Genomic DNA, 24,675 nt, shown 5'->3' on the forward strand with positions numbered 1-24,675 from the left:
TCACCGGCCAGGCCGGTCGAGGGCCGAAGGTCAGCAGATCCGGGGAAGTTGCTCGCCGACGAGCCGGTCCACGATCCGGCGGGCGCCGAGCGGAGTGCGAGCCGTGACCTGTCCCGGCGGCCCGGCGGTGACCCGGCCGATCAGCCGGGCTTCGGCGCCGGCCCGAGTGCCGCGCATCGCGGCCAGCGCCGAGTCCACCGCGCTGGGGGCGACGAACGCGACGAGCACACCCTCGTTGGCCACGTGCCAGGGGTCCAGCCCGAGCAGCTCACAGACCGTGGCGACCCGGCCGGGCACCGCGACCTCGGCTTCCTCGGTCTCGACGCCGACACGGGAGGATTCGGCGATTTCGCCGAGTGCACCGGCCAGGCCGCCGCGGGTGGGGTCGCGCAGTGCGTGGATCGCCGGTCCGCCGGCACCGATCAGCGTGGCCACCAGGTCGTGCAGGGGGCGGGTGTCGGAGCGGATGTCGTCGTCGAGGCCTTCGCGGGCGCAGAGGATCGCGGTGCCGTGCGCGCCGATCGGGCCGGACAGCACTACCGCGTCACCGGGCCGGGCCGCCGTCGCCGACGGTTCCGCACCCGGCAGCCGCACACCGATGCCGGTGGTGGTGATGTAGATACCGTCCGCCGCGCCTCGATTCACCACCTTGGTGTCGCCGGTGACGATCCGTACGCCGCAGCCGGCCGCGGCGCGCGCGACCGAGGCGGTGACCGCGCGCAGCTCGTCCAGTGGCAGTCCCTCCTCGAGCAGGTAGGCCAGTGCGAGCGCCACCGGGCGTGCCCCGCGCATCGCCAGATCGTTGACGGTGCCGTGCACCGCCAGAACACCGATGTCACCGCCGGGGAAGAAGCGTGGGGTGACCACGAACCCGTCGGTGCTGAAGACCACCTCGGCGCCACCCACCTCGACCACGGCCGCGTCCTGGGTGGCGTCGGTGTCGCCGAGTTCGGCGCAGATCACCGTGTCGATCAGCTCGGCCGACAGCAGGCCACCCGAGCCGTGGCCGAGCAGCAGCCGTTCGGTCTCCGCCCGGGGCAGCGGGCATTCGGCCCGGAGGGGATCGAGGCCGGTCACCGGACCGGCTCCCGGTTCGCGCGCCGTCCGGCGGTGAAGTAGGCCGCGCACGTGCCCTCGGCCGACACCATGGGCGCGCCGAGCGGAGTGCGAGGGGTGCACGCACCGGCGTAGGCCGGGCAATCGGTGGGCAGCGCGGTCCCGCGCAGCACGTCCCCGGCGCGGCACAGGGCGTTCTCGGCGCCGATCGCGCCGCCGGACCCGAAGCGTCGCAACGCATCGAACTCGGCGAATTCGGGTGTGAGCCCGAATCCGCTGCCGGGAATGGTCCCGATGCCGCGCCAGCTCCGATCGACGACCCGGAAAACCCGCCGGATCGCCCGCTGCGCCGCCGGATTGCCCGAGCGGTGCACGGCCCGGACATACTGGTTGCCGAGTTCGGCTCGGCCGCTTTCCAATTGGCCCACCACCATCAGGATGCCCTCGAGCAGGTCCAGCGGCTCGAAGCCGGTCACCACGATCGGTACCCGGTACTTCGCGACGATCGGCTCGTATTCGGTCCACCCCATCACCGCGCACACATGCCCGGCGGCCAGGAAGCCCTGCACCTGATTGTCGGGCGCGTCCAGGATCGCGGCCAGCGCCGGCGGTACCAGCGCATGGCTGACCAGCACGCTGAAATTGCGGACGCCGGTGGCCGCCGCGTGCAGGACCGCCATCGCGTTGGCCGGTGCGGTGGTCTCGAAGCCGACGGCGAAGAACACCACTTGCCGGTCCGGGTCGGCGCGCGCGATGTCCACCGCCGCCAGCGGTGAATAGACCACGCGCACATCACCGCCGCGTGCCCGCACACCCAGCAGATCACCGCTGCTGCCGGGCACCCGCAGCATGTCGCCGTAACTGGTGAAGATCACCTCCGGCCGGGCCGCGAGCGCGACCGCCCGGTCGATCAACGCCAGCGGCGTCACACATACCGGGCAGCCCGGCCCGTGGATCATCCGGATCCCCGCGGGCAGCAGTTCGTCGATCCCCTGCCGGACCAGCGTATGGGTCTGGCCACCGCAGACCTCCATGATCGCCCAGGGCCGGGTGGTCGTCGTAGCGAGCCGGTCCAGGATCCGGCGGGCGAGCACCGGGTCACGATATTCGTCCAGGTATCTCATGCATCCTCCGCCGCGGGATCCGGTGCGAGCGACGCCGCCCGGATCACCGCCAGTGTCGTGGCGGCCTCCTGCGCGTCGATGCGGGTGATGGCGAAGCCCACGTGCACGATCACGTAGTCGCCCACGGTCGCGTCCGGCACGTAGGCCAGGCACACCGCGCGCCGGACGCCGTCGAAGTCGACGGTTCCCATGCGCAGCAGTGGGTCGTCGTCGGTGACGGAGACGATGCGGCCGGGTACACCGAGACACACGGTTCACATCCTCCTCGTGCGCGCGGCCGCGATCGCCGCTTGGCCGTAGCTCACGCCGCCGTCGTTCGCCGGTACCCGTTGCCCGATCAGGCCCCGCAGACCGAGTAGGGCGAGACCGTCCAGCACCGCGGTCGTGAGCCGGGCATTCTGGAACACCCCACCACCGAGACACACCACGCCGGTGTCCGCGGCGGCCGCGGCCTCGGCGGCCATGGTGACCGCCACCTCCGCCACCGTGCGATGGAACCGGGCGGCGATCTCGCCCACGGCAGTACCGGGTAGCAGTTCGATCACGGCGCCGAGAGTCGGGGCCGGGTCGTACACCAGCAGTCCCGCACGGCGGCGCAGCGTCCAGGGCAGTGCCGCGGCACCGGGGTGGCCCGCCGCTGCGGCTTCCAGCCGGACCGCCGCCTCGCCCTCGTAGGTGTTCTCCGCGCAGAGCCCCAGCAGGGCGGAGACCGCGTCGAACAGCCGCCCGGCGCTGGACGTGCGCGGGCAGTTCAGCCCGCGGTCGATCATGGTCCGGAGCACGGCGGCCTCATGGTCGGTCATCCGGATCGGCGCCGGGTCCGCCGGTGATCGCCCCGCGCCGAATCGCTCACCGCCGTGGAGATATCCCAGCGCCGTGCGAGCCGGCCGCCGGACCGCCGCCGCACCGCCGGGCAGGGCGGCGGTGGCGAACCGGCCGTATCGCCGGTAACCGATCAGATCGGCGACGAGAATCTCACCGCCCCAGAGGGTTCCGTCGTCACCGAAACCCAGTCCGTCGAAGGCGATGCCGACGAATGTGCCGGTGACACCGTGTTCGGCGGCGACAGCGGCCACATGAGCATGGTGATGCTGGATCGCCAGCCGCCGGGTTGCGGGCCAGTGCCGTTGGGCGTACCGGGTGGACAGATATCCGGGATGCAGATCGTGGGCGACCACCTCCGGCCGGACCGCCGACCACCGGCACAGCGCGGTGACGGACTGCTCGAAGGCGGTGAAGGTCTCCGCGTCCGACAGATCCCCCAGATGCGGGCCGGTGGTGGCCAGTGCCGCGGTGGCGAGTGTGCAGGTGTTCTTCAACTGCGCGCCCACCGCGAGGACGGGTTGCCCGGCGGCTGTCGGCAGCGGCAGGGTCGAGGGAGCCAGGCCGCGGGACCGCCGTACGGTCGTCACCCGGCCTGCCGCCGCGCGGACCACCGAATCGTCGAACCGCGTCACGATGGGCCGGTCGTGATCCAGGATGCCGTCGGCGATCGGCGACAGCTCCCGCCGGGCGATCTCGTCGTCCACGATCGTCGCCGCGCCACCGCGGTTCCCGCTGGTGGCGACCAGCGGACGCCGCAACTGCGCGAGCAGGAGGTGATGCAGTGCGCTGGAGGGCAGGAATACGCCCAGATCGGCGCAGCCGGGGGCGATCGCCTCCGACACCGGGGCGCCGGGGCGGGCCGGGGCGAGGACGATCGGCGCGCCGGGCTCGCTCAACGCGGTCGCCACCGCTTCCTCGATCAGGACGAGTTCGGCTGCGGCCGTGAGGTTCTCGACCATGACGGCCAGCGGTTTGGCGGGCCTGCACTTGGCGGTGCGCAAGCGGGTCACGGCCGCGTCGTCGGCGGCGTCGCAGCACAGCTGGTAGCCGCCGACTCCCTTCAGGGCGACGATTCCGCCGCCGGCCAGCACGGCGCAAGCGGCTTGTAATGCGTGCTCGCCCACCAGGATCGAGCTCACTTCGCCGGACCGCCACGCCAGCCGAGGCCCGCAGGCCGGGCAGCAGGTGGGCTCCGCGTGGAAACGCCGGTCGGCGGGATCGTGATACTCCCCGGCGCAGTCGTCGCACATCGGGAAGTGGCGCATGGCCGTGCGCTGCCGGTCGTAGGGCAACTCGATGATGACGGTGGCCCGTGGGCCGCACTGGGTGCAGTTCAGGAACGGGTACCGATAACGACGATCGGCGGGGTCGGACAACTCCCGCAGGCATTCGGCGCACGGGGCCAGGTCGACCGGCAGCTGTGCGGTGGTCGAGCGGTCCACCACACTGTCGGCCACCACGAATCCGGATCCCGGATGGTCGGCCGCGGGCAGTGTGGTCACCTCGATGTGGTCCACGCGCGCTGCGGGCGGGGCGGCGGTGACGAGTCCGGCGAGGAAGTCGTCCACGGCCGCAGCGGTTCCGGCGACCCGGATCTCGACCCGCCCGCCCGCATTACGGACCTCACCGGTCAGACCGTGGTCCCCGGCGAGCCGGTACACGAAGGGCCGGAAGCCGACGCCCTGCACGATGCCGTCCACCACGACGCGGGTACACCGCAGATCGGTGGCCGGTTGCTCGCGGGCGTGCACCCATCCACGATGACGGTGGCGGATCGGCATGCCAAGAGCAGAAGGTCCCCGATCGCGTCCGGATCGGCGCCACGCGTCAGCGGTCGGTGGTGCCCGCCTCGGTCCAGGCGCGGACCGCCCGCCGTGTGGTGCCGGCAAGCGGTTCGGTGGTGTCGAGCGGGATCGCCTCCGGCCACGGTCGCGCGTCGGCGGCGAGTGCGGTGGCGATGGCGGCGGTCGCGTCGGATTCGCTGTGCAGCCGAGCTCCGATCCGGGCGGTGGCCACGGATTGCGGTGCCCGGCAGGCCAATGGAACGAGCTCGGCCGAGGTCTCGGCAGCCAGCTCGATCGCCGCGCGGCGCTGCCCGGAATCGAGCCAGCTCGCATCGAGTACGACACTGCGACCGTTGCCGAGGTGTTCGCGGGCGCGCGCGAGCATCTCGCGGTACACCCGGTCACGCGCGTCCCGGGTATACGCGCCTCGGCCGTAGCTGCCGGCCGCACCGGTGATCGCACCCGCGGCGCGCATCCCGGCACGGACATGGTCACTGGAGAGCACGATCGCGCCCGTGGCGTCGCCGAGAGCGCGGGCGACGGTGGACTTGCCGGTCCCGGGCAACCCGCCGACCAGGGCCAGCCGGACGGTTCCGGCGGCCAGTTGCCGCAGCGCGATGTCGATGTGGCGTCGGGCATGGTCCGCGGACTCCGGGTCACCCTGTTCGTGCCGCAGGCAGTCGACCTTGGCGCGCACGACCGCGCGGTAGGCGAGGTAGTGCTGCCACAGCGACAGCGGCGCCGGATCGGCGGTGCGGGTGCGATAGCGGTCGGCGAACTCGACCGCGAGTTCCGGATGCCCGAGGAACTCCAGGTCCATGGCGAGGAACGCGATGTCGTCGATCCGGTCGACACAGCGCAGCCGGTCGTCGAAGTCGAGGCAGTCGATGATGCGGAAGCCGTCGGGGAGCGCGTAGATGTCTCCGGCGTGCAGATCGCCGTGCCCGTCGACCACGCGGCCGTCGGCGATGCGGGCCTCGAACAGCGGCGTGCGACCGGCCAGATACCGTTCCACCCGGCGGGCGAGCGCGGCGCCGGTCCCGGCCGGCACCGGTGGCTCGGTGAGGCCGTCCAGCAACGATTTCCATCGTTCGCGGAGCGCGTCGACGGTCCCGGCCGCGGCCACCTCGGCGCCCCGGGCGGCGGAGTCGTGGAAGTCGGCCAGCGTGCCGACCAGCGCCGGGAGCAGTTCCGCCGCCCGGGCCGGATCCTCGATCAGGATGCTCAGCCGGGTCCGCCGCGGCAGCCTCCGCATCACCAGCACCGTTTCGCCCGGCTCCCCACCCGGACCCTGGAATTGCCCGACACCGAGATAGACATCCGGGGCCAGTCGGCGATTGAGCCGCAGTTCCCGTTCGATGGCCGCGGTCCGCAGCGCGCGGGTACCGAAGTCGAGAAAGTCGGTGACGATCGGCTTCTTGGTCTTGAAGGCGCGGTCCCCGGCCAGCACCACCAGCCCGGTGTGGGTTTCGTGCAGCGCGGCGTAGGGCTCGTCGTCGGGCCCGCGCCCGGTGGTGTAGATGCCGTGCGGCGCGGTGCCGGTCATGTCCGCGGCGCCTCGATGCGGAGGATCTCCGACAGCGGCAACCGGGGCGTGGGCTCGGGCTCCGCACCGCCCTCGGGTGCGGAGCCGATCCGCACCAGCACCTGCGGTTGTGCGGTACCGCCGACGAGTTCGCGGATGATCGCGCGGCTGCGGGAAGATTCGACCAGGTGGGTCAGCGGACAGGTCGCATACCCGGCCACGGTGGCTTCCAGCAGCAGGGTCGACAGGGCCTGCCCGCAGCGCAGCACGTCCTCGGCGCTGTCGGTATCGGTGGACAGCGCGACCAGCACCGACCGGTCCGCGATCTGCTCGGTGCGCCGCGAGGCTCGGGTGGTGGCGGGCAGCGTGCGGCCCACCGGGACTCGCGCCTGTTCCTCGGCAGTGGTCAGCGCGGTCGCCGGGATACCGGTCCTGTCGACGACATGTCCTGTCCACCACTGCAATTCGGCCTGATACCCGGAGTCGTAGCGACGCAGTTCGGCGGTCAGCCGGGAGGCGTGGGCCAGTTTCCGGCGACTGTCCTCGGGCAGGACGTCGATCGCCGCCTCCGCGGGGGCGATGATCGAGCGCAGCACGGTCTCGAAATCGTTCCAGTTCTCCGGTGCCGCGAACGGCAGCCGATCGGTACGGCGGCGCACGATCGCGTCGGCGCGATCACGGTCGGCATCGGTGACCACGGCCGAGGGAGCGAAGCGGACCGTCGCCAGGTGCTCCCGGCGATTCGGATCCGGGAGCCAGGCGACTCCGGCCCGCCACCCGGCCGCCGCCAGCGCGGCACGCAAGTGCCCGACGGCGATACCGCAACCGAGGATCAGTTGCCGCCCGGTGGCGTCGGTGCCCGGCAGCGACCGCTCACGAGCGGCGAACAACCGCAGAGTGGTGCCGTCGAAAAACCACTGCCAGGGCTGGCTGTTGTGCAACGAGGGAGCGCGCCCGGCCAGCAGGACCGCTTTCTGGACAACTTCTGCGGAAGGGACGTCGTTCATGATTCTCCACGGTAGAAGGCCCGGCCGGCCGGGCCGAGAGTCCAAGGACCCCGATTACCGGGAACCATGACCGGGCATCGCGGCCACCGGTGCGGTGACCGCGGGGTGACCGGATTCGACGCGATCGGCGGGCGTGAGCCCGGCGCCGATCGCCCGGCGCGGCAACCGGTCACGCCGTCGGCGGAACGGCGGGCCGGTGGACGGTGAACCCGGCCGCGCGTCGGCGGAGCCGATGCCCGGCGGTCCGCGCGCGGCGCCGGGACACCCGCGGCTGAGCTCGGAAGAACCAGTGCTTGGCGGCCTCGGCGAGGATCAGATAGACCACGATCATCAGCGCGAGTGTCGCGAAGAACGTCGCGGGCAGGGGAGTGAAGCCGAGGTCGCGGGCGACGGGGGTGGCCGGGAGCAGGGCGCCGACCCCGACCGCGCCGAGTGCGGCCAGCAGCATCGGGACGGAGGGGTGGCTGCGGAAGAACGGGGTGCGGCGGGTGCGGATGACGAACAGCACCAGTGTCTGGGTGGCCAGCGATTCGACGAACCAGGCTGTGTGGAACAGGTTTTCACCGGCATGGAAGCCCCACATCATGACGCCGAAGGTCACGAAATCGAAGATGGAGCTGATCGGCCCGAACACCAGCATGAACCGCTGGATCAGCCCGATGTCCCAGCGCGCCGGCCGGGCCAGTTGCTCCGGATCGACGGTGTCGGTGGGGATGGCGAGCTGGCTCGCGTCGTAGAGCAGATTGTTCAGCAGGATCTGCGAGGGCAGCATCGGCAGGAACGGCAGGAACGCCGACGCCCCGGCCGCGCTGAACATGTTCCCGAAATTGCTCGAGGTGCCCATCAGGATGTACTTCATGGTGTTGGCGAACACCCGCCGTCCCTGGGTGACACCGTCGGCCAGCACGTCGAGATCCTTCTCCAGGAGCACCACGTCGGCGGCGTCCTTGGCCACGTCGGTGGCGGAGTCGACGGAGATCCCGACATCGGCGGCGTGCAGTGCCAGCGCATCGTTCACGCCGTCGCCCAGGAAGGCGACATCGACGCCCAGGCCACGCTGCGCCCGCACGATCCGCGCCTTCTGCTCCGGACTCACTCGCGCGAATATCGTTGCCGTGGGCAGTATCTCGGCCAGCTGCCGATCGTCGAGCCGATCCAGGTCGGCGCCGGTCAGCGCCTGCCCGGGCGGCAGGCCGAGTTCGGCGCACACCCGGGCCGCCACCGCCGGATTGTCACCGGTGACCACCTTCACCACGACCCCGAGATCGGCCAGCCGGGTGAGCGCATGACGCGCGGTCTTCTTCGGCGGATCCAGAAAGACCAGCAGACCGCGGAACTCCAGTCCGGTCTCCTCGGCCGCGGTCAGCTGCCGCGCGCCGGGCGCGGCGCGGCGGGTGGCGACAGCCACCACGCGATGGCCCGCGGCGAACTCCGCATCCAGCATCGTGCGCGCCGAATCCGGAACCGTGGCGCAGCGCGCCAGCACCTCCTCCGGCGCCCCCTTGGTGACGACCAACGCCTGATCATCGAGCACGGCGAGCACGGACACCAGCCGCCGGACGTGGTCGAACGGCAGCACGGCCGGGCGGACGTACGCGGCGGCCGCCTGCCGCGGCGCCATCGGCGCGGCCCACAGCGCGGTGTCCAGCGGGTCGCCGCCGGCCAGCGCGCCGTCGTGGATCAGCGCGTCCGTGCAGACCATGCCGAGCGTCGCGACCTCGTCGCTGTCGGTCCCGTCGGCCGCCACCGCACGCATGAATTCGATCCTCCCCTCGGTGAGGGTGCCGGTCTTGTCGGTGAACAGCACCTCGACATCGCCGAGATCCTCGATACAGACCAGCCGCTTCACCAGCACCTTCTGCTGCGCCAGCAGCCGCGAGCCGGCCGCCAGGCTGGTGGAGACCACCGCGGGCAGCAACTGCGGCGAGATTCCGACGGCGATGGCCAGCGAGAACATCAACGCGTCGAGCAACGGCCGATGCAGCACCAGGTTCACGGCGAAGATCCCGATGGTGAGCACTGCCGCCACCCGCACCAGCAACATCGAGAACCGGCGCAGCCCCACCTGGAATTCGGTCTCCGGCGCTCGTTCGGCCAGGCCGGCCGCGATCCGCCCGAACTCGGTGTGGCCACCGGTGGCGACCACCACCCCCCGGCCGTGGCCCCCGGCCACGATGGTCCCCATCAACGCGCAGCACGACAGATCGGCGAGCGCGGTCGTATCCGGCACCGGGGTGACCGATTTGGACACCGGCACCGCCTCCCCGGTCAGCACCGATTCGTCGCACTGCAAGCCGTTCACGTCCAGCAGCCGGATATCCGCCGGAATCAGCTCACCCGAACGCAATTCGACGATATCGCCGGGGACCAGCGCGGTCAGGTCGACCGACCGCGCGGCGCCGTCGCGGAGCGCCACGACCTGGTGCCGGATGCGATCGTGCAGCGCCTCGGCCGCCTGCTCGGCCCGGAATTCGTTCACGGTACCGAGACCGACCGACACGGCGACGATCACCCCGATCACCACCGCATCGCTGCGCTCGCCCAGGACGAACGACACGATCGCGGTACCCAGTAACAGCAACAACAGCGGAGAACGCAACTGCCGCAACAACACCGGCGCCAACTGCGCATGATGCGACCGCACCGCGTTCGGGCCGTGCCGCCGCAACCGTGCCGCCGCTTCTGATCCGGTGAGCCCCTCACCCGTGGCGCCGAGAGTCGCGAGGACGGCGGGACCGGGTAGCGTCGCGGCCCCTGCCGCGGTGAGTTCCCCGGCTCGGTCGCGTGGCGAGTCGGTGGTGGTCACACGGTTCATTTGTCCAATCCTGCCCAGCGGTGTGCGCCGCACGCTAGGGACCAACGGCTCACGGCCCCGGGCGCCGGATCGAGGACTTGTGGCCCTTGGGGGCATGGTGGCAGAAGGGCGAGGGTGGCAGCATGGACAGGGACATGGCGCCGGTGACGATCGATGCGCGGCGATACGATGCGGTGCTCTTCGATATGGACGGCGTGGTCACCGACAGCGCGTCCATCCACACCGCGGCGTGGACCGAATTGTTCGACGAATTCCTTGCCCGCCGCGCTCCGGCCCCGGGCGAGGACACCACCCCCTTCACCGGAGCCGACTACCTGCGCTGGGTCGACGGGAAGCCCCGCTACGCGGGGGTCCACGACTTTCTCGCCGCGCGGGGGATAGCACTGCCCTGGGGTGATCCGCAGGACAGCGGTGACCAGCTCACCGTGTGCGCGCTGGGTAACCACAAGGACCGCCTGTTCCTCGACCGGGTGGCGCGCGACGGTGTCCCGGTGTTCGAATCCACGGTCGCTCTGGTGCGGCGGCTACAGGCCGCCGGGCTGGGCACGGCGGTGTTCTCCGCGAGCCGTAACTCCGCGGAGGTACTGCGTGCCGCGGGCGTCGGCGAGTTGTTCCCGGTCCGCGTCGACGGCGTGGTCGCCGAGGAGCTGGCGCTGCCGGGGAAACCCGATCCGGCGATGTTGCTCGAGGCGGTCCGCCGGCTCGGCGTCGCCCCGGAACGCGCCGTGGTCGTCGAGGATTCCGAGGCCGGCGTGCATGCCGGCCGGGCGGGCGGCTTCGGTCTGGTGATCGGCGTCGACCGCGCCGGGCACGCCACCCGGTTGCACACCGAGGGCGCCGACGTCGTCGTCGGTGATCTGGCGGACGTCGATGTCCGGGGCGGTTTCGATCGCCTCTCGCAGTTACCCGATGCGCTGGACTCGTGGGCACAGATCGGCGATCTCCTGGATACCGAGAAGGTCGCGGTCCTGCTCGACTTCGACGGGACATTGTCGGAGATCGTGGCCGATCCGGCGGCGGCGACGCCGGCCGACGGTATGGCCCGGACACTGTCGCGACTGGCCGCCGAATGTCCGGTCGCCATCGTCAGCGGGCGCGAACTGGCGGACCTCCGGGCCCGGGTCGACGTCGAAGGTCTCTGGTACGCCGGGTGTCACGGATTCGAACTGCTCGCGCCCGACGGGACCGTCCATGTCCACGAGGCGGCCCCGGATGCCGAGCGCGCACTGGCCGCCGCTGCCCGGCAGTTGCGTGACGAGCTGGCGGCCGTGCCCGGAGTTCGAGTGGAGCACAAGCGATTCGCCGTCGCGGTTCATTATCGGCAGGTCGAACCGGCCCGCGTCGGCGCGGTGATCGCGGCCGTGCACGGCCGGGCCGACGACAGCGGCCTGCGATTGACCTTCGGGCGCAAGGTAGCCGAACTGCGGCCGGATCTGGAGTGGGACAAGGGCACTGCGCTGCGCTGGATCCTGGACCACCTGGCGGCCGCGGTACTGCCGATCTATGTCGGTGACGACCTCACCGACGAGGACGCCTTCGACGCGGTCGTGGCGGACGGGCTGGGCATCGCGGTCCGCCAGGACGAGAGCGGTGACCGGCCCACCGCTGCCCGCTACGTGCTGGGCGGGCCACCCGAGGTCGGGCAATTGCTCGACGGTCTGGTGACGCTCCTGTTCGAGGAGCTGGAGATTCCGGCGTCATCGTCGTGGCTGCTCGCCTACGACGGCTACGACCCGGCCACCGAGCGGCTGCGCGAGGCCTTGTGCACCGTCGGCAACGGGTACCTCGCCGCTCGTGGCGCCGCGCCGGAATCGGTTGCGGGTGAGCATCATTACCCCGGAACCTATGTGGCCGGGATCTACAACCGGCTCACCGACGAGATCGGTGGCCGCAGTGTCGAGAACGAGAGCCTGGTCAACCTGCCCAACTGGCTGCCGGTGACCTTCCGCATCGACGGCGGCCCGTGGTTCGATCTCGACGCCGTCGAAATCCTGTCCTATCGACAAGAATTCGATCTGCGCCGGGCGCTGCTGACCCGGCGGTTCCGGATCCGTGACGTCGCCGGGCGGGTCACCGCGGTGACCCAGCGCCGCTTCGCGTCCATGCACGCCCCGCATCTGTGCGCACTGGAAACCCGGATCACCGCGGAGAATTGGGCCGGGCGGCTCGACCTCCGCGCCACCGTCGACGGCAACATCCGCAACACCCTGGTGGCGCGATACCGGGATCTGTCGGATCGGCACCTCGAACCGGTCGCAACCCGCGAGCTGTCCGCCGATACGGTCTTGATGACGGTGTGCACCAACCGATCCCGAATTCCCATCGCTGTCGCCGCCCGCGACACGGTGTCCCGCGGCGGTGAGATGCCCGCTGCCGAAACACGATTGGTCGACGAGGGTGGTGTGATCGGTCATATCCGCTCGGTCGAGGCCGCACCGGGTGATTCGATCGTCCTGGAGAAGGTGGTCGCCGTCGTCACCGGACGTGACCACGGCGTCTCGGCACCGGCCGACGACGCGGCGCGGTGGCTGGCCACGGCCGGCGGCTTCACGGACCTGCTCGCCGCCCACGGCCTGGCCTGGTCGAACGTGTGGGATCGGTTGCGTATCGACCTCGACGACGGCGAGCACGCGCTGCGGGTGATGCGGCTGCACATGTTGCATCTGGTCCAGACCTTGTCACCGCACACCGCCGATCTCGACGTCGGCGTTCCCGCTCGTGGCCTGCACGGAGAGGCGTACCGGGGCCACATCTTCTGGGACGAATTGTTCGTGTTCCCACTACTCAATCCCCGCCTCCCGATACTGACCAGATCATTGCTGCGATACCGCTACCGGCGGCTGCCCGAGGCCCGGCGCGCCGCCGCTGTCGCGGGCCTGAAAGGTGCGTTGTTCCCCTGGCAGTCCGGCAGCGACGGCCGCGAGGAGAGCCAGTCCCTGCACCTGAACCCCTTGTCGGGACACTGGCATCCCGATCCGAGTCACCGCGCCTATCACATCGGTGGCGCGGTGGCCTACAACGTCTGGCAGCACTGCCAGGTCACCGGCGACGTCGAATTCCTCGCCGCATACGGCGCCGAATTGCTGGTCGAGATCGCCCGCTGCTGGGCGACTCTCGCCGAATACGACCCGGACACGGACCGCTATCACCTGCGCGGGGTGATCGGCCCCGACGAATTCCATTCCGGATACCCGGCCGCCCCGCTCGACGGCGTCGACGACAACGCCTACACGAACATCATGGCCGTCTGGACCATCTGCCACGCCCAGCAGGCCCTGGCCCGGCTGGCGCCACGCGACCGCGCCCGCCTGCTCGAATCGCTCGGAGTCGATCCGGCCGAACTCGGCCATTGGGATGCGGTGAGCCGCCGCATGACGATCCCGTTCCACGACGGTGTGATCAGCCAATTCGCCGGCTACGAGCAATTGACGGAACTGGACTGGGACCGGTACCGCAGCACCTACCCGGACATTCAGCGGCTGGACCGAATCCTCGAGTCCGAAGGCGACGACATCAACCGCTACCGCGCCGGGAAGCAGGCCGATGTCCTCATGCTGTTCTACCTCATGTCGGCCGACGAACTCCGAGAGATTCTGCACCGCCTGGGCTACGAATTACCCGGCGAGATGATCCCCCGAACCATCGACTACTACCTGGCCCGCACCTCCCACGGCTCCACGCTCAGCGCGGTGGTGCACGCGTGGGTGCTGGCGCGAGCCAACCGCTCTCGCGCCATGCAGTTCTTCGAACAGGTCCTCGACTCCGATATCGCCGACATCCAGGGCGGCACCACCGAGGAAGGGATTCATCTGGGCGCCATGGCGGGCAGTGTCGATCTGGTCCAGCGCTGCTTCTCGGGCCTGGAGATCCGTGACGACCGATTGATCCTCGACCCTCACTGGCCCCCCGAACTGGGCGGACTCACCTTCCCGATCGTGTACCGCGGCCATCGGCTGACCGTGCGCATCGACACCCGGCGGGTCGAGGTCCGTTCCGACCCCGGCGTCGCGCTTCCGGTCGAGATCCATTGCGCCGGAAGGATGCAACGCCTCGCCCCGGGCGCTGTCGTCCGCTGGGCGGCGCCGGATCCGATACCCGGGTAGACCGGGCCGACCGCCAACCCTTCCACACCATGGACGGTCGATGAATTCCTCGCGGAGCCACGCCATCGGTTCCGAGATCGAATATCGTCGCCGGTGTCCGGCCCGTGAACGTGTCAGGAGCGCCCGCCATGGCCTCGTCCAGCCCTCGGTTGTCGCGCCGGCTCGGCACCGGTGACGCGGTGGTGATCGGGCTCGGATCCATGATCGGGGCAGGTATTTTCGCCGCTCTCGCCCCGGCGGCGGCAGCCGCGGGGTCCGGGCTGCTGATCGGCCTGGCGCTCGCGGCGGTCGTCGCCTACTGCAACGCCACCTCCTCCGCGCGGCTCGCCGCCCGATACCCGTCCTCCGGCGGCACCTACGTCTACGGCCGCGAACGCCTCGGCGAATTCTGGGGCTACCTGGCCGGGTGGGCATTCCTGATCGGAAAGACCGCCTCGTGCGCGGCCATGGCCCTGACCGCCGGCACCTACCTGTGGCCGAGCCGTGCCCACGAGGTGGCCGTCGCCGCCGTGGTGGTGGTGACCGCGGTGAACTATCGCGGTGTGCAGAAATCGGCACTGGCGACCCGCGTGATCGTGGTCATCGTCCTCGCCGTGCTCGCAGCGGTCGTCGTCACCGCACTCACCTCCCCGGTTTCCCATGCTCGACATCTGGCGATCGGCGCCGATGCCTCGGCAGCCGGGGTCGTGCAGGCAGCGGCGCTGTTGTTCTTCGCCTTCGCCGGCTACGCGCGCATCGCCACCCTCGGCGAGGAGGTCCGCGACCCCGCCCGCACCATCCCGCGCGCGATTCCGATCGCCCTGGCCGTGACATTGGTGGTCTACACGACGGTCGCGATCGCCGCCCTGTCCGTCCTCGGCCCGCACGCATTGGGCTCCACAGCAACACCTTTGACAGAAACGGTCCGCATCGCCGGTATGTCCGGGCTGGTCCCGGTGGTCCGGGCCGGCGCCGCCGTCGCCGCCCTGGGGTCGCTGCTGGCGCTGATCCTCGGCGTGTCGCGAACCACCTTGGCCATGGCCCGCGACCGGCACCTGCCCCACCTCCTCGCTGCCGTGCACCCCCGTTTCGACGTACCCCACCGTGCCGAGCTGGCCATCGGCGCCCTTGTCGCGATCCTCACCGCGACCACCGACCTGCGCGGCGCAATCGGCTTCTCCTCCTTCGGGGTGCTGGTCTACTACGCCATCGCCAACGCCTCCGCGTGGACCCTGACGCCCGCGGAAGGCCGCCCGCCACTGGCGATCCCCGCTCTCGGCCTCACCGGCTGCCTGGCCCTCGCCTGCACTCTGCCCACCGCCTCGGTCCTGTCCGGCGCGGCCGTTCTCGCCGTAGGCGTGTTGGTCTACGCCGCCCGCCGGCGACCGGCCCGGCAGTAATGCGGTGTGGGCATCGGACAGCGGTGGGCGCACAACCTGTGTCTCCGATGGTCGGCTGTGCGGCAGAGGCCGGTCGGCGATGCCTGCCGCCAGCCGTGGTCGGCGCCGAGCCGATCGTCATGGTCGGCGCTGCGGGTTCGACAGCACCTGTGCGACCGCCTCGCCCCGCTCGGTCAGCCGGATCGGCCCGCGGCCGGTCAGAGGGTCGTCCCAGCTGCCATGGTCACCGCCGGTGAGGAGTCCGTGGGCGGCGATCAGGCGCAGTGCGGACGCCAGATCCGTCCCCTGCGCCCGGACGAGTCTGGCCAGCAGCGCTGTGGTGCAGCCGGACTCGGACAGCAGGTCGAGGATCTCGACGACATGGCGATGGGATACCAGTTCATCCAGCACCGTGTTGTCGTGATCGCCGTACATCCGGAGCGTCTCCTCGCTGTCCGGAACCAGAGCCGGACCGGAATCGGACGTTAGGCGGCGCCGGCGCGGTCGACGGCTGCCTTGACGCACTCTTGATGGCTTCCACCTGCATATCGAACGAGTTCCGTACGGTTCGAGGCGTGGGACCCTCCGGTCGGACCTGTCCTCGTCACCCGCGGCAGGGGTGGCCGCGAGAGCAGCTCACCGGCGCGGTGCCCGGTAGTATGGGGCTTTGTATCGAGGAGAGCCGGGAAGCCTGGTCGGCGTAGCGACAATCAGCCGCGCGGAGGCCCGAAATGTTCGGTATTGATCTCGAATCCGATCGTTGGCGCGAAGCGCTGCGCACCAATCTGTGGTTCGCGCCGAGTATGGAAGTACTGGTCGCGGTCGCGCTGTTCGTGGTGACCTATGCGCTCGACCGGGCGGTGTACCGGCACGGGTTCGCGCTCCCGTCCTGGGTGATCGGCGGAACGCCGGATGCGGCCCGGCAGGTGCTGACCGCGAGCGCGGCGGCGATCATCACGGTGGTGGGGGTGGTCTTCTCGATCACGATCGTCGCGCTGACCCTGGCCTCCACCCAGTTCGGTCCGCGGATGCTACGCAATTTCATCCGTGATCGCGGCACACAGCTGACCCTGGGCACCTTCGTCGCGACCTTCGTGTACGCGATCCTGACGCTGGTGTCCATCGGTGCGGATTTCGTGCCGCACATCTCGACCACGGTGTCGATCGTGTCGCTGGTCGCGGACCTGGCGGTGCTGATCTATTTCATCAATCACATCGCCACGGCGATCCAGCTGCCCTACGTCATCGCCGGAATCGCGGGTGAGGTTTCCGCGGCGGTCGAGGCGAACCGGGAGCCGGTCGCGGCCGTGCCGCCGCGCGGGCCGTCGGTGGACGAGCTGACGGTCCGGTTGGCGGAGTCGGGAGGTCCCGTTCACGTCGCGGGCAGCGGTTATCTGCAATACATCCGGTACGAGCGGTTGATCCGGTTCGCGACCGCCGCCGACGCGGTCATCCACCTGCCCTACCGTCCCGGTCATTTCCTCACCGAGGGCCAGATCGTGGCGACGGTGTGGCCGGCCGAGGCCGCGGCCCGGATCACCGCGGATTTCGCGCGTGGCCATGTCGTGGGGCCGATGCGCACGCTCACCCAGGACATCTCCTTCGGAATCGATCAGCTCGTGGAGATCGCCCTGCGTGCGCTGTCTCCGGCCGTCAACGACACGTTCACCGCGCTGACCTGCATCGACTGGCTGGGTGACGCGCTCGCGCGGGTCACCGTGTCCTGGGATCCCAGTCCGGTGCGCCGCGACGGCGACGGCTACATCCGGGTCATCGCCGCGCAGGCGACCTACGAGCGCCTGGTGCAGCGCGCGTTCGAGAAGATCCGCCAGTCCGGGCGCGGTATGCCGGCGGTCCTGATCCGGCAGCTCGACGCACTCACCGAGATAGCCAGTCGCACAGTGCATCCCGACCGGCTGCGGCTGCTGCTCGAACAGGCCGGCATGATCGAGCGGGCCGCGCGGGAGTCGATTTCCGAGGAGTCCGATCTCGACGACGTCCTGCGCCGGTATCAGCTGCTGACACGTGCTCTCGACAGCCCGATAGCGAAGGTATTTCCGGCCGTGATTCGGCACCGGGGGACACTCCGATGACCATGGCGCTGTTCCGAAGCCGGATCGCGGTGCACCGGCCGCACCGCGTGGCGGCGGGGGTGCTCGAGCCCCGGCAGTCGGCTGCGGCCGCTACGGCCGGATCATGGTGCTGTACTCGCTGGTTCGGCGATCGTCCTCGCCCTGCCCGACTTCCTGCCCGCGCTGTCACCGGCTCCGCTCGCCGACGGAGTGCCCGGATAGCCGCGCACTCGTAGGGATTCCGAAAAGATCGCAGGCAGCGCCGCTGGCGGACCGTCGACCGCGTTACGGTGGCGTCGATGTCGGACCTTCGATTCGGGACGAAGATGACCAAACCTCCGGTCCGGGGGCGGCTGCGAATCTATCTCGGAGCCGCCCCGGGAGTGGGCAAGACCTACAAGGCGCTGGAAGAAGCCCGGCGGCGGGCCGGCCGTGGCGCCGATGTGGTGCTCGGGCTCGTGGAGACCCACGGCCGCGAGCACACCACCGCACTGCTCGACGGCCTGCCGGCGGTTCCGCGAAAGACACTGGGGTACAAGGGCTGTGAGTTCACCGAGATGGACCTGGACGCCATCCTCGCGCGCCGGCCCGCGGTGGTCGTGGTCGACGAGCTCGCCCACACCAACGTCCCGGGCTCGCGCAACGAGAAGCGCTGGCAGGACATCGACGAACTGCTCGACGCCGGGATCACCGTGTTGTCGACGCTCGACATCCAGCATCTGGAATCGTTGAACGACGTCATCGCGGGGATCACCGGAGTGGTGCAGCGCGAGACCGTGCCCGACGCGGTGGTACGCGCCGCCGAACAGGTCGAGCTGGTGGACATGACCGCCGAGGCGCTGCGGCGGCGGCTGGAACACGGCAACGTGTATCCCGCCGAGAAGATCGATGCCTCGCTGCGGAACTACTTCCGCACCGGAAACCTCACCGCGCTACGGGAACTGGCGCTGCTGTGGGTGGCCGGCGAGGTCGACGACCAGCTCGACCGGTATCGCGCCGAACACCACATCACCCGCACCTGGGAAATCCGCGAACGCATCGTCGTCGCACTGACCGGCGGTCCCGAGGGTGACACCATCATCCGGCGCGCCGCCCGCATCGCCGGTCGCACCGCCGGCGCGGACCTGCTCGCCGTGCACGTCACCCGCAGCGACGGGCTCGTCGACGCCGGACCGGACCACCTGGCCCGGCAGCGCCGGCTGGTCGAAGATCTCGGCGGCAGCTACCACCAGGTACTCGGCAACGACATCCCCACGGCCATCCTGGATTTCGCGCGCGGAGTGAACGCGACACAACTGGTGCTCGGCGCCAGCCGGCGCGGGCCGATCGCCTCGCGCCTGTCGGCGGGCGTGGGCGCGACCATCAGTGTCCGCTCGGACGCGATCGACGTGCACCTGGTGCCACACGAGGCCACCCGCACCTCACGCCGCAGCCGGCGCACGCCACCGGCACTGAGCATGCGGCGCAGGCTGATCGGGCTCGCCGCGGCACTGGCCGGGCTGCCCGGGGTCCTCGCCGCGGCGCTGGCGGTGGGGCTCCCGCTGGCGGCCACCATCGTGCTGCTGTTCGGCGCCGTCATCACCGTGGCCCTGATCGGCGGGCTCTATCCGGCCGGACTCGCCGCCGTCGGCGGATTCGCGTTGCTCGACTACTTCCTGATCCCACCCAAACACAGCCTGGCCGTCGGTGATCGCGGAAATCTGCTGGCGCTGGTGATCTTCCTGGTGGTCGCGGTCGCGGTGAGCGCCACCGTCGAGATGGCCGCCCGCCGCACCGCCGAGGCGGCCCGCGCGCACGCCGAATCCGATACCTTGTCCACCCTCGCCGGCAACGTGCTGCGCGGCGACGCCGCGCTGCCCGCACTGCTGGAACGGGTCCGGGAGAGCTTCGGCATGGACACCGTCACCCTGCTCGAACGCGCCACGGACAGCGTCGACGATCCGGACCTGCGCCGCGATCCGGACCAGTGGCACATCGTCGCGACCACCGGCGCCGAACCCTGCACCGCACCCGCCCACGGTGACGTCGAGGTACCCGCCGACGACCGCCGCACGCTCGTGTTGCGCGGGCGGCGGCTCGAGGCCGCCGATCAGCGCGTCGCCGCCGCCTTCGCGGTGCAGGCGGCCGTAGCTCTGAAACAGCAGCGGCTCACCGAGCAGGCCGCGGCGGTGGCGCCGCTCACCGAAACCGATCGCATGCGTACCGCGCTGCTGGCGGCCGTCGGTCACGACCTGCGCACCCCGCTGGCCGCCGCCATGGCGGCGGTGACGAGCATGCAGGACACCAGCGTCGAATTCTCCCCCGGCGATCGAGCCCAACTCCTCGACGCCGCCGGCGAATCCCTCACGCGCCTGAACCGTCTCGTCACCAATCTGCTCGACATGAGCCGGCTGCAAGCCGGTGTCATCGGCGTCCACCTCGAGGATTTCGCGCTCGACGAGATCCTGCCCCGCGTCCTCGACGACCTCGACGCCACCGGCCTGGTCGACGCCACCGTCGAACCGCGGCTGCCGCTGATCCGCGCGGATTCGGTACTGCTGGAACGTGTCCTGGTGAACGTCGTCGCCAACGCACTGCGCTACAGCCCCGCCCACCTGCCGCCCCACATCGAGGCCGCCGGCACCGGGAGCGGGACCGTCCGGATCCGGATCATCGACCACGGTCCCGGCATCGATCCCGCCGACCACGAGCGGGTGTTCCAGCCGTTCCAGCGCCTCGGTGACCGCCACAACGGCAACGGCGTCGGCCTGGGACTGGCGCTGGCCCGCGGCCTCGCGGAAGCCATGGGCGTCACCGTCGTTCCTGAGGACACCCCCGGCGGCGGCCTGACCATGACCGTCCTGCTCGACGTGGCGGCGTAACCGTGGTGTATGTCACCCGCTCGCAAAGGATTCGGGAATTCGGCGGCTGCGGAGCGGCAATCCGCCACCGGCCGATGATCAACCCTGCAACCCCGAGTGGCAGGCCGCGGAATCGACCTTCCCGGCCAGGTCGCCGGCGGCCGACAGCACCCGGGGCCGCGACCAGGATCGAGTGCGGCACGGAGATTTTTTACGAGATTCGCCCGTCCGTTGCACGCGTCGGCGCTGGCGGCGATCGGTGACAGCGGGGAGCATCGATGGTGACACAGTCTCTCGAGGAGATCCGGATGTCGTCGACCGAGCAATTGCCGACGTCGGCCTGCGCCGAGTTGGCAGCGGCACGTACCGTACCTGTCTACACCCCGACCGAGGTGTGGATCGGCACCGCGATCCTCCTGCTCGTCCTTCTCCTCGTCGCGATCCGGATACTGCTCGCGGACCACCACGACATCGGCACGGCGGTCCGCCACGGGGTGCACCGAGTCCGCCGGGGACGGAGATAGGGCACCGATTCGCCGGACCGGGCATTGGTCGACACCCTCGGTAAGTTCCCGGACCGTGCTGAGCCGACCCCAGCCGACTGGATTCGACCCGTCATCGCGAATCCGTGGCCGCGATCGCGTCGCCCGGGTCAGCGTCCGTGCGCGACGATCACGGGACAGTCCACCTGCCTCGACAATTCCGCGGTCGCCGCCGCGTCGTGCAGTCCGGCGAATCCGGTGAGCCCGTGGCTGCCGATCACGAGTAGTTGCGCCTGCCGGGCGCGGTCGAGTAACGCACTCACCGAATCCTCGACGACGACAAGTGCCTCGACCGGCACGTGCGGATACCGCGCACGCCACTCGGCTGTCGGATCGTCGTCGCCACCGGGCCGGTGCCGGCGAACTGTTGCTCCGGGGAATTCGGGCGGATTCGAGTCCTGCCCCGACTTCAGGACAACCACGCCGACCTTGCGGCGCGCTGCCTCGTCGAAGGCGATATCCAGAGTCGCTGCACCGGTATCGAGGTCGTCGACGCCGGCCAGCACCGGTCGGTTCGCCGCCGCCGGGTCGGTGGGTACGCCCTCGGACACGATCGCCACCGGGCAGTGCGCCCGTCGGCTGACCTCGGTACTGACCGATCCGAACAATGTGCGGCGGACCGGACCGTACCGTCGGCTGCCGACGACGATCATCGCCGCCCGCGTCGAGCGGTCGATCAGCATGGGAACGATCAATTCGAAGGTCAGTTGTGTGGATACCCGCACCTCCGGTCGCGTGCGGCGGGCGGCCCGCTCGGCCCGTGCCAGGGTGTGTTCGGCCGCGCTGCGCAGCAGCTCGCCCTCTCGGGTGGCCAGCACGGCGTCCAGGCCGCTCAACGGGTGATAGCCATAGGACGTGACGATGTGCAGGTTGCGGTGGTGCAGTACGGCTTCCGCTGCGGCCCACGCCACGGCGTGCGTCGATGGCTGCGAGCCGTCGACGGCCACCAGAACGGACTGATCCGCGGCGTCCGGCGCCGATGTGGAGTCGGTCACGGCTTGTCCTCCTCGCCGGCTGCCCGCGGGGAGCGTCCGGGTTGCGTGGTTTTCCGATGTATCCCGGAACTCGATCGGTTCCGGCGGCTGGGATGCAGTACTCGGTCGAGCCGGACGGCGACGTATCCGAGGGTGGACAGGCAGGCGACGACGAGCAGGTCGGTGCCGGTCAGCGGTTCGGTGCCGAGCAATCCGCGCAGCAGGGGCAGGTACAGCGCGGCCAGCTGGAGGCCCAGCGCGACGGTGACGGCGATGAGCAGCATCGGGTTCGCCAGTGAGCGGGGGCGGGCGCGGGAGCCGAGGGCGGCACCGAGCTGAGTCGCACCGAGGGTGAAGAAGGCCATCGTCTGCCAGGGCCGTCCGGTGTGGTCGGCCCACACCGCGACGCCGACGGTCGCCGCGGTCAGCACTATTGCAATACGCACCACCCGCTGCCACAGGCCGGCCGCGAGGATGCTCTGGGTCGGCGGGCGCGGTTGCCGTTGCATGAGGCCCGGATCCGCGGGCTCGCCACCGAGCGCGACGCCCGGCAGGCCATGGGTGAGCAGGTTGATCCACAGGATCTGGGCGGGCAACAGCGGCAGTGTGAGGCCCAGGAAGGGCCCGGCGAGCATGACCGCGATCTCGGCCGCGCCGCCGGCCAGGCCGTAGACCAGGAAGCGGCGGATGTTGGCATAGATCCGGCGCCCTTCCTCCACGGCGGCGACGACCGTGCCGAGATCGTCGTCGGCCAGCACGAGATCGGCCGCCTGGCGGGCCACCTCGGTACCGCGGCCACCCATGGCCACCCCGATGTCGGCGCGGCGCAGCGCGGGTCCGTCGTTGACCCCGTCGCCGTTCATCGCCACGATGTCGCCGCTGTCGCGCAGCGCGGCGACGATGGTGAGTTTCTGGGCCGGGGTGGCGCGCGCGTACACCGACGCCTCCGCGAGCGTCCCCTCACTGCGACAGTCGACGACCGGGTCGCCGGCCCCGATGATGCCCACCTCGGTGGCGATCGCGCGGGCGGTACCGGGATGGTCGCCGGTGATCAGCACGGGACGGATTCCCGCCTGCCGACATGCCGAGATCGTGTCACCGGCAGTGGTACGGGGTGGGTCGACGATGGCGATCAGGCCGAGCAGGCGCAATCCCTGTTCTGGGTCCGTGCCGGCCGCCGGCGGGGTCTCTCGATCGGCCTGGGCGAGGGCGAGTACCCGATATCCGTCGTGCGCCAGACGGTCGGCTCGTTCGGTGGCGCGAGCCAGCAGCACCGGGTCGTCGGCGAGCACATCCGGGTTCAGCACCGCCTCCGGAGCGCCCTTGCAGACCACCCGGACCTGCCCGCCGGCCAGTCGGTGGATCGTGCTCATCCGCTTGCGGTCGCTGTCGAACGGCCGTTCCGCGATCCGCGGCAGCGCGGCATCGACGTCGTCACGGTACATGCCGAATTTGCCCGCGGCGGACAGCAATGCGATCTCGGTCGGATCACCCAGTGCGGTCCACTGCTCCCCGTCGCCGGCCGGGGGTGTCAGATGTGCGTCGTTGCACTGGGCGGCAGCCGTCAGCAGGAGGGTGACATCGGGTGCATCCGATGCGGTGACAACGCGGCCGCCGACGCGGACTTCGCCGGTCGGTGCATAACCCGACCCCGTCACGACCGCCTCGGTCCCGTTCGTCCAGATCTGCCGGGCGACCATCCGGCCCTCGGTGAGGGTTCCGGTCTTGTCGGTGGCCAGCACCGTCACCGCACCCAACGTCTCGACGGCCGGAAGTGTGCGAATCAGCGCGTGTCGTGCGGCCATCCGCCGCGCACCCACTGCCAGCCCGAGAGTGACCACGGCAGGAAGCGATTCCGGGACCGCTGCCACGGCGAGGCTGATGGCGGTCACCGCCATCAGCTCCACCGGCTCGCCCCGCACCAAACCCGAGATCAGCACGATGACACACAGCGCCACGGTGACACCGGCCAGCAACCGGCCGACGTCGACAAGCCTGCGTTGCAACGGCGTCGGACCACCGCCCTGATCCAGTAACCGCGCGATCCGTCCGGTAGCACTGGCCGCCCCGACAGCGGTCACCACGGCCCGGCCACGACCTTTGACAACAACCGTGCCCGCGAACAATGCGTCGTCCCCGGCCACTGCTTTGTCCACCGGGACGGACTCGCCGGTCAGCGCGGACTCGTCCACCCGCAGCGCTGCCGCCTCGATCACCGCCGCATCGGCGGCGACGATGTCACCTTCGGCCAGCGCCAGCACGTCACCGACCACGACCTCGGCGGCGGGTACCTCTTGCCGCACGCCGTCCCGGACCACTTCGGCGGCCGGAGCGGTCAGCTGCGACAATGCCGCGATGGCATGGTCGGCCCGTATCTCCTGCACGACGCCGACAGCGGTATTGGCCACCACGACCAGCAGGATTACTGCCATATCGGTCCAGTCCGCGGTCACCGCGGTCAATATCGCCGCCACGAGCAGCACCACGATCAACGGATCTCGCAGTTGCGCCGCGATCCGCTGCCACCACCGCACCGATGGTGCCTGCGGCAGCACGTTCGGACCCTGACGAGCCAGCCGATCGGCCGCCTCGGTCGAGGTCAGCCCCGCCGTCGTCAGCGTCGATCCGATCGGACTTCCCGGCATGTGGT

General features: G+C 70.5%; 15 protein-coding genes. 5 read left to right on the forward strand and 10 right to left on the reverse strand.

From position 1 onward, the window contains the following. Nucleotides 1–30 precede the first annotated feature (30 nt). The 7 genes from hypE to mgtA all read right to left on the reverse strand — a co-directional run bounded on the left by hypE (nucleotide 31) and on the right by mgtA (nucleotide 10,136). A complete protein-coding gene (gene hypE, locus LBW94_RS08885) occupies nucleotides 31–1,077 on the reverse strand; it encodes a hydrogenase expression/formation protein HypE (RefSeq protein WP_225055550.1) in 1,047 nt (348 codons plus the stop codon). Beyond that, the gene (hypD, locus tag LBW94_RS08890) at nucleotides 1,074–2,180 is read right to left on the reverse strand and encodes a hydrogenase formation protein HypD (RefSeq protein ID WP_225055551.1); all 1,107 of its coding nucleotides are present in this window, start codon (nucleotides 2,178–2,180) and stop codon (nucleotides 1,074–1,076) included. Before hypD ends, hypE begins: the two co-directional genes overlap by 4 nt. Next, nucleotides 2,177–2,431, reverse strand: a complete 255-nt coding sequence (locus tag LBW94_RS08895) for a HypC/HybG/HupF family hydrogenase formation chaperone (RefSeq protein ID WP_225055553.1) — start codon at nucleotides 2,429–2,431, stop codon at nucleotides 2,177–2,179. Before LBW94_RS08895 ends, hypD begins: the two co-directional genes overlap by 4 nt. 3 nt (nucleotides 2,432–2,434) lie before the next feature. Then, on the reverse strand, nucleotides 2,435–4,786 hold the full coding sequence (hypF, locus tag LBW94_RS08900) for a carbamoyltransferase HypF (RefSeq protein WP_225055555.1): 2,352 nt from the start codon (nucleotides 4,784–4,786) through the stop codon (nucleotides 2,435–2,437). A gap of 46 nt (nucleotides 4,787–4,832) precedes the next feature. Further along, nucleotides 4,833–6,335, reverse strand: a complete 1,503-nt coding sequence (locus LBW94_RS08905) for an AAA family ATPase (RefSeq protein ID WP_225055556.1) — start codon at nucleotides 6,333–6,335, stop codon at nucleotides 4,833–4,835. Further along, entirely contained in the window at nucleotides 6,332–7,321 is a 990-nt protein-coding gene (locus tag LBW94_RS08910; protein ID WP_225055558.1) for an Acg family FMN-binding oxidoreductase, read from the reverse strand. Before LBW94_RS08910 ends, LBW94_RS08905 begins: the two co-directional genes overlap by 4 nt. Nucleotides 7,322–7,490: 169 nt before the next feature. Continuing rightward, complete coding sequence (mgtA, locus tag LBW94_RS08915) at nucleotides 7,491–10,136, reverse strand: magnesium-translocating P-type ATPase (protein ID WP_225055560.1); 2,646 nt, start codon at nucleotides 10,134–10,136, stop codon at nucleotides 7,491–7,493. 122 nt (nucleotides 10,137–10,258) lie between these two features. On the opposite strand from mgtA, the gene otsB reads away from it, so the two are divergent. Both otsB and LBW94_RS08925 read left to right on the forward strand, forming a co-directional pair. Next, nucleotides 10,259–14,239 (forward strand): trehalose-phosphatase, encoded by a 3,981-nt coding sequence (gene otsB / locus LBW94_RS08920; protein WP_225055562.1) that lies wholly within the window; start codon nucleotides 10,259–10,261, stop codon nucleotides 14,237–14,239. Nucleotides 14,240–14,367: 128 nt separating this feature from the next. Then, entirely contained in the window at nucleotides 14,368–15,618 is a 1,251-nt protein-coding gene (locus LBW94_RS08925; RefSeq protein WP_225055564.1) for an APC family permease, read from the forward strand. Between the two features lie 117 nt (nucleotides 15,619–15,735). Here the strand turns inward: LBW94_RS08925 and LBW94_RS08930 are convergent, their stop codons facing one another. Then, nucleotides 15,736–16,032: a hypothetical protein gene (locus tag LBW94_RS08930; protein ID WP_225055566.1), complete on the reverse strand. Its 297-nt coding sequence runs from the start codon at nucleotides 16,030–16,032 to the stop codon at nucleotides 15,736–15,738. Between the two features lie 296 nt (nucleotides 16,033–16,328). Between LBW94_RS08930 and LBW94_RS08935 the strand changes: the two genes are divergently transcribed. From LBW94_RS08935 to LBW94_RS08945, 3 genes are all read left to right on the forward strand, one after another. Then, nucleotides 16,329–17,690, forward strand: coding sequence for a DUF2254 domain-containing protein (locus LBW94_RS08935; RefSeq protein WP_225055567.1), 1,362 nt, complete (start codon nucleotides 16,329–16,331; stop codon nucleotides 17,688–17,690). Nucleotides 17,691–17,968: 278 nt separating this feature from the next. Continuing rightward, the gene (locus LBW94_RS08940) at nucleotides 17,969–20,530 is read left to right on the forward strand and encodes an ATP-binding protein (RefSeq protein WP_225055568.1); all 2,562 of its coding nucleotides are present in this window, start codon (nucleotides 17,969–17,971) and stop codon (nucleotides 20,528–20,530) included. A gap of 257 nt (nucleotides 20,531–20,787) precedes the next feature. Further along, the gene (locus LBW94_RS08945) at nucleotides 20,788–21,033 is read left to right on the forward strand and encodes a hypothetical protein (RefSeq protein ID WP_225055569.1); all 246 of its coding nucleotides are present in this window, start codon (nucleotides 20,788–20,790) and stop codon (nucleotides 21,031–21,033) included. 128 nt (nucleotides 21,034–21,161) lie between these two features. Here the strand turns inward: LBW94_RS08945 and LBW94_RS08950 are convergent, their stop codons facing one another. Together LBW94_RS08950 and LBW94_RS08955 are read right to left on the reverse strand one after the other, a co-directional pair. After that, complete coding sequence (locus LBW94_RS08950; protein ID WP_225055571.1) at nucleotides 21,162–22,046, reverse strand: universal stress protein; 885 nt, start codon at nucleotides 22,044–22,046, stop codon at nucleotides 21,162–21,164. Further along, nucleotides 22,043–24,670, reverse strand: a complete 2,628-nt coding sequence (locus tag LBW94_RS08955) for a cation-translocating P-type ATPase (protein ID WP_225055573.1) — start codon at nucleotides 24,668–24,670, stop codon at nucleotides 22,043–22,045. The genes LBW94_RS08950 and LBW94_RS08955 overlap by 4 nt, the downstream gene beginning before the upstream one ends. Nucleotides 24,671–24,675: the final 5 nt, after the last annotated feature.

Origin of the sequence: Nocardia sp. alder85J (assembly GCF_020176955.2) — a bacterium.
Lineage (GTDB): Bacteria > Actinomycetota > Actinomycetes > Mycobacteriales > Mycobacteriaceae > Nocardia.

Excerpts from the sequence above, each read along its gene's own strand:
- hypD (WP_225055551.1), bottom strand. The coding sequence starts at position 2,180 with ATGAGATACCTGGACGAATATCGTGACCCGGTGCTCGCCCGCCGGATC.
- hypF (WP_225055555.1), bottom strand. The coding sequence starts at position 4,786 with ATGCCGATCCGCCACCGTCATCGTGGATGGGTGCACGCCCGCGAGCAA.
- LBW94_RS08905 (WP_225055556.1), bottom strand. The coding sequence starts at position 6,335 with ATGACCGGCACCGCGCCGCACGGCATCTACACCACCGGGCGCGGGCCC.
- LBW94_RS08910 (WP_225055558.1), bottom strand. The coding sequence starts at position 7,321 with ATGAACGACGTCCCTTCCGCAGAAGTTGTCCAGAAAGCGGTCCTGCTG.
- mgtA (WP_225055560.1), bottom strand. The coding sequence starts at position 10,136 with ATGAACCGTGTGACCACCACCGACTCGCCACGCGACCGAGCCGGGGAA.
- otsB (WP_225055562.1), top strand. The coding sequence starts at position 10,259 with ATGGACAGGGACATGGCGCCGGTGACGATCGATGCGCGGCGATACGAT.
- LBW94_RS08925 (WP_225055564.1), top strand. The coding sequence starts at position 14,368 with ATGGCCTCGTCCAGCCCTCGGTTGTCGCGCCGGCTCGGCACCGGTGAC.
- LBW94_RS08930 (WP_225055566.1), bottom strand. The coding sequence starts at position 16,032 with ATGTACGGCGATCACGACAACACGGTGCTGGATGAACTGGTATCCCAT.
- LBW94_RS08935 (WP_225055567.1), top strand. The coding sequence starts at position 16,329 with ATGTTCGGTATTGATCTCGAATCCGATCGTTGGCGCGAAGCGCTGCGC.
- LBW94_RS08940 (WP_225055568.1), top strand. The coding sequence starts at position 17,969 with ATGTCGGACCTTCGATTCGGGACGAAGATGACCAAACCTCCGGTCCGG.
- LBW94_RS08945 (WP_225055569.1), top strand. The coding sequence starts at position 20,788 with ATGGTGACACAGTCTCTCGAGGAGATCCGGATGTCGTCGACCGAGCAA.
- LBW94_RS08955 (WP_225055573.1), bottom strand. The coding sequence starts at position 24,670 with ATGCCGGGAAGTCCGATCGGATCGACGCTGACGACGGCGGGGCTGACC.